The 6654-nt window shown below is 37.8% G+C and carries 2 protein-coding genes; both read left to right on the top strand.

Annotated features, from left to right (window positions below):
• The first annotated feature begins 231 nt into the window (after positions 1 to 231).
• Positions 232 to 1872: a tetratricopeptide repeat protein gene (locus tag AC4GME_RS16225; protein WP_490378041.1), complete on the top strand. Its 1641-nt coding sequence runs from the start codon at positions 232 to 234 to the stop codon at positions 1870 to 1872.
• Between the two features lie 414 nt (positions 1873 to 2286).
• The gene (eruA, locus tag AC4GME_RS16220; protein ID WP_490378040.1) at positions 2287 to 6333 is read left to right on the top strand and encodes an NACHT domain-containing antiphage protein EruA; all 4047 of its coding nucleotides are present in this window, start codon (positions 2287 to 2289) and stop codon (positions 6331 to 6333) included.
• The last annotated feature ends 321 nt before the right edge of the window (positions 6334 to 6654 follow it).

Raw genomic sequence — 6654 nt, 5'->3', positions numbered from 1 at the left:
TATTAGTTACCGTAACTCTAGGCTAGTTGCTAGAGTTGGCGGAGTCCATACATCGGTTTGGGGGTGATACCGAGTTGGCATTTTAAGTCGCAAATGGGCATAAACCGACTTAGCAAATATTATTACTTGTGCTCTAATCTAGTTGCTAGAATAACTGTGCCATTGCGATCACAGTGGGAGAAATTGAAGTAATTAATGGCTTGAAATATGAAAATGGAGAACAACTCTAGAATGAATCCAACAATTTTAAGTGATGTAGATTTTATTAAGGAATACTGCCTATCTCTCGGAGAGCGATATGAAGACGCAAAAAATCTTTATTTAGGCGCTCCGCTCCAAACGCTGGTTGTACTGAGGTCTATGATAGAAGACATTTGTACGACCATCGACTCAGAACTCGGCTTGGCTATTGGTGAGCAAAACATCTTTGATTCAATCAAGTCGTTGCAAGCATCCAAGCAGGTCAACTTTCAGATCATTGATAAACTTCATGAAATTCGTATTTCCGGAAACAAGGCCGCTCACCCCAAAAAGTTCAAAATCTATAACCATGTTGACCTTGCGTTAATAAGCTTAAAGGGGTTTTGTAAACTCGTATGTCTTGTTCGCACATCCGTTCAAGATAAGATGAAAATCAATTATCACTTTGATGAGGAAGTTCATTCCTCATTGGAAGCCCTAGCGTACCAAGCTATTTTTAAGCAAAATGCTGACGCCAAGTACCACGTTGGGAAAAACTTGGTTGAATTACACCGTAATGAATTGCATGAACTCAATATATCCGGTGATGATAGCCCTCCAAATCAAAGATTTTTATCACAAGCCTTGGATCTATTTACTTCCGCTGCTGATCAGGAGAGCCATATAGACAGCGCTTATGAATCTGCCAATTTTCTAAGTAATGGTACTGCGTGTTTTAAAGATATTGATAGGGCGATCATGTATTATCACATTGCATCTAGAGGGGGGAATGTGAATGCCAAGGCGTGCTTGGGCTTTCATCTCATTAGTAGTGCGTCACCTGGTGATGAAATAGTATCAGTAGCTATAGCACATCTAGAGGAAGCCGCGTCGCACTATGATCCCGTTGCCCTTGACACATTGAGCGTCTTATATAAAGAAGGTAAACATCTCAATAAGGATGTCAATAAATCTATTAGATATCTTAAAGAGGCCGCAGACGCTGGCTACCCAGAATCACAATACAAATTAGCTATCTATTACCAAAAGGCAAACAATAATCCTGAGCTATATGAGCACTACATCAACCAGTCAATTGAAAATGGGCATGCTCCAGCATTATTGAGTCTGGCAAGAACATCTGCCAAAAAGCTGCATCCCCCTGTAAGTCCCGTAGATTTAGAGGTCACATCAAAAATTTATATGAGCTATTTTGAATCAATACCAGATCCGATCGCGTTATTTGAGGCAGGGCAATTGTTGTTTGTACACGACAAGCATTGTTCTGGTAGCTTAATTATAGTGCTTCAATATTGGTTACAGGCATACCAAAATATTGACTGCCCCGTTGCGATTGCCAGACTGATTGAAGAAAGATCCAGCAAGGTATTTGATCATATTTCTGACGTATATAGTAAAAAACCTGTGTCATCTAGCGAGCAGTTAGAATTAAAAAATCTTATCTTACATTTCGACAAAGATGGAATACCCTTTAAAACAAAATATGAAGGGGATGTTAATAAGTTTACTATAAACAGCCAGGAAGCATTCAATAATGTAGCCTATTCACCAAAGCAACTAAAACAACCAAAACGGAGGGGGCATGTTCCTCAGACCAATAAAATTAACCGCAATGATATTTGTCCGAAGTGTTCATCTGGTAAAAAGTACAAGAAATGCTGTGGCAGGTAAAATGACGATGCAGCTAATGGCATAGGCTGTAGAGCATTTCCTGTCTAATGAGATGAACTTATGTGTTTGGACATGAAAAGGGACTTTGTTGTGGCTAAGTAATATTGGCCATGAATTTATAGATTTCTAAGGCGTATTGGGGGCGAAAGCGAGTTAGCTTTCTGAGGCGCAAAGGGGCACAAAGCGAGTTAGAGTATTTTTACTAACACATCTTCAAATGGTCCAATCTCAGAAATTGAATGATCCTGATAAAAAAAATTGCAATAAATTCAAATACAGAGGGAGATAGCAGACTTTATTTAAGTATTTTGCTAAAGTTTATCATTCTTTTACAATTGTAATTACATGAAATAGAGGTATTTTACTAAGATAAATGCCACTTAATGTTAACCCCTATCACGGTCGCATCTAATTATGAGTCAAGATTTTTATCTTAAGCGAACACTCTTTAGTGATAACAAAAGTTATAACGAAACTGACTTGCTGGCAGCTTCTAACTACATTGTTATTTTGGCTGAGCCTGGGGCAGGAAAAACTGAGCTCCTGAATAATTTAGCTAAACAGTTAGGAGTTAAAGCCGTTACAGCAAGTGTGTTTCGGTATGTAGGGGCAAATCAAACGAATTCCCCTGTTGTAATTGATGCTTTTGATGAACTGGCCAAGATTGACAATACAGGTATTCATCAGCTGTTCGGTAAAGCTTTAGAGGTAAACCCGAGCCATGTTATTATTTCAAGTAGATCTAGCGAATGGGATAATTCAGCGACACATACATTTGAAGAATTTATCGGGCATAAACCTACTGTAGTTAGGCTTTGTGAGTTTAATAATTATGAGCAGAGAGATATTTATACTCACTATACGTTGAAAGGTGATTTTGTAGAGTTTCAAGCTGAAATAACTCGGTTTTCGCTAGAACCTCTCTTACCAAATCCTCAATTCCTTAAGCTGTTTGCTGATGCGTATATTGAGAGTGAAGGACACTTTACTGACAAACGATCTATTTTCACCAAAGCAGTGGCGAACTTAGCAAGGGAGGCTAATGCTAATGCGAAGCCTAACCCTTCGATCTCAATTGATAATAAAATAGACGTATCTTCAGAAGTATTTGCAAAACTACTATTATCTGGTGCTGAAGGTATAGGAATAAGCGAAGTAAATGAAAGTCGGATGTATCCGTTATTTGGTTCGCTGTTAACGTCTAACAATTTAACTGTAAGTAGTATCTTGGCAACTCGCCTTTTTAAGCCAGGGGATAATGCAGATCAACATCGACCAGTCCACAAAATAGTTGCGGAATATTGTGCCGCAGATTATCTAATTAAACGCATAATTGATCCCTCAGACTCTTTAACTCTAGCTCATTGCTTGCCCGTTATTGGCCCGAATTCGGCAATTCGAGATGAATTGCGTGGACTACTTGGCTGGATGGCTACTTTAGGGAATGAAGCAATAGAAGAAAGTCTAATCACGCTTGATTCATATGCAGTACTTGCTAATGGTGACCCTTCGCAACTTAGCCCGTCATCAAAACGCCTTCTATTGTCTCGATTGAAAGAAGTGGAAGCATCTGATCCTTATTTTCGAAGGGGAGACTTTCAGCGTAGATTCAGTATTGTAGGCTTCTTTACTAAGGAGGTAATGGAAGATATCAAGCCAATTATCACAGATGGAAGTGATGGGCAATTACGAGACTTGATAATTGAGTTGCTAACAGGATCTCAATCGGCGAAATTGCTAAAGTCTGAGTTACGCCAGATTTTATTGAACACAACTGAAAGCGAAGGGGCTAGGTCATCAGTTAAGCGATGTTTACTTGAACTGGATTGTTATGACCCGAGTTCGGATTTAAGTGATTTAATTGAAGAAGCAAGTAGTTGTTCACTTAGTCTTGCTGCAGGCCTTATTAAAGGCCTTAGTGTTGAGTCCCTTTCGCTTTCGCAATGGAAAGGTTATTTCTATCATTGCGCTAAGTTATATCCTAGCCGAGTAAATGCATTAGAACGGACGATTGGGGCTAGGTATTTTATTAAAGGTCTAATTTCTTGCCTTAATTTGGGGGTGATTGAAAAACTACTGGATTTATTAAGTAAAGAGTTACCCTGCATTTGCGGCAAAGATAAGTATCAGTGTAATTGCCGAACAGGAAAAAGCAAAATTGTTAGTATCTTACTGGATAGGTACTTTCAGTTATCTCAACCTCCTTATGAGCCATTACGTGTTTGGTCATGGCTAGAAAATCTTCATTTCCCTAACCAAATAAATACTAAGGATATTGTTTCTGTCCAAGCTCTTCGCAGTGATAATAAATTACGTCGTAGCATTATTTCTCATGTGTTTTCTAACCTTACTGATCGAAATTTGATTTGGGAAATAAGAAGAGACAAATTTAGTGGCCATTACTCCCATGATGGACTTTCTCTCATAGGTGGCGATTATCAGTTTATTGTTGATTTGGCCTACGAGAATGATAACCCAGATTTATGGGCTAGTTTTATGCAGCTTCACTTTTACCATAATGACAAAGAAAAAAGGGGTACTGATGAGCTACGTAAACATATGCGTGAACAGGCGTTAAATAAACCTGATTTTATGCGTAGGTGGGCTTACTCAAACAGGCAACATAAAATTCAGTCGAAACAAGATGATAGAAAATATAATCTTAAACACCGTCGTTTAATGGGGCGTTATCAAAAGAAAAAACAGCAACGCCATGCTGATGATATTAAGTATATTAAAGATAATCGAGCGTTGATTGAAAGCGGTCAACACTGGGGCTATTTAGTTTACTTTTCAGATCTTGTGTTACGTAAGCCTGAAAAAATAGAGGAAAGGTGTGGTAATGAGCAACTTGTGCGAAGCGCATTAAAAAATTGCCATAGTTTTATTGAACCAGAAACTCCTGACTTACAAAAGCTTGCGAAATTAAAATGTGCTTCTCAACGTTTGAAGCTTGAATATATTATTTTAGCTTCTTGTCTCGAAATATTCCGTGATCATGGTAATTTGGAAGGTGTTAACTCAGCACTATTAACTGCATTGAGAACAAACTTAAGTATGAGTTACCCTGCTGTGGATAATGAAGAACTGGAAACTTTGAAAGCAGAAATTGATCTGCTAATTTTTCCTAATATCGCAACCGCTGAGCAATTTATTCGTCAGTATCTTGAACCACAATTGGCCGATCCTGAATGCGCTCACCCTGAAGTTGGATTATTGAAATACGATGAAATATTCAGTCCATTAAGAGCAATGCTATCAATTGAGTGGCTTACTCGTTTTAACCTGCTTGAGCACTATGCTTTAAATGAGTTGTTTGAGATAGCTGCTCAACATGGAGATCGTGAAAAATTAAATCAAATAATTAAAACACGTTGTTCCCAACTTTTATTAGAACACCCTGATTCTGATAATATGGAAAAGCATCAAAATATTTGTAAATTTTGGTTTATTAGAGCATTTTACTTTTTAGATTTTCATGAGTCTGGTCCTTATTGGAACTGGCTTAAAACTGATAAAAACTCTGTACTTTTATTTAATTCGCGCGCAGGGAGAATGAATAGAGGAGATCAACCTCATTGGCCAATGATAACTGCGCTTAAAATTGAAGCTATTCTTGATGCTTATATTGATAAGTGGCCGAAAGTAGATTTACCTAACAGTTATGGAACAGGTAGTCCTTCTAAAGAAACTGCATATAGATTTCTCACAGAAATTATCTGGACTATTCGTGATGACAATTCAAGTGAAGCTGCGCTTACCCTTGACAGATTATTGAGTGACTCACGCTTTGTCGACATTCATAATGATCTTAAAAGCATTAAAACTGAGCAACTGAGAAATAGAGCATTAAGAGATTTTGAGCCTCCCAGTCCTCATGAAATCGTAGATTTATTGGATAGCAACGCTGTAGTTACCGTTGAAGGACTGCGCCAATTGGTACTTCAAGAGCTGGCTTGCTATCAAGATGATATTAATGGTGGGGAGTTTAATGCTGCAAACCGTTTTTATACAAAAGATAATAATGGAAATGATAAACGTCTTGGAGAAGTTGACTCTGTTGAAATCATTGCCGAACGCCTCAATTTAGTGCTACAGCCTCAAAATATTACAGTTACACCTGAGCATCAAACTCAAAATCAAAATAGGATTGATATTACAGCGGCTAAGATGATTGATGGTAAAAGGCGACTTCTTGTTATTGAAGCTAAGGGGCAATGGCATAGTGAGTTGTATTCGGCTGCTTCTACTCAGCTTTATGAGCGCTATTCAGTTCATCCAGATGCTGCACATCAAGGTATTTACCTTGTCATTTGGTTTGGTGCTGATGAAAAAGTAGCAGGCCGAAAATCAGGTTTAATAACAAATGCGATAGAGTTAAGAAAGTCTATTGAAGAAACATTACCGTTAGAGTTAAAAGGCTTGATTGATATTTTTGTTTTGGATGTATCTCGAGCCTAAGTTTTTGTTAGGCTTTTATTGACGTTATACTAATACAAATAATTCTAAATTTAGTTATTTGGCTGAAGTTGAATAATATTGATTCTGAATTTGTAGACAACTCATCTTATATTGGGGGCGAAAGCGAGTTAGCTTTCTAAGTCGGAAAGGGGCACAAAACGAGTTGGAAATTAACGGATATATTTACACTTTTACAGTTTTAAAACTGACTGCTATTTACTTGCTTCCTTTTCCCATCACTAATACGTTTTTATACATAGGTATAATGAAAGTGCTGAAATCTAGTCGTTTTAAATTTACTTATAGAGACTGGTTATGCAC

The sequence above is a fragment of the Psychromonas sp. genome, from assembly GCF_983033635.1.
The sequence above is the reverse complement of the archived record's forward strand: the minus strand, read 5'-3'. Positions and strand labels throughout refer to the sequence as shown.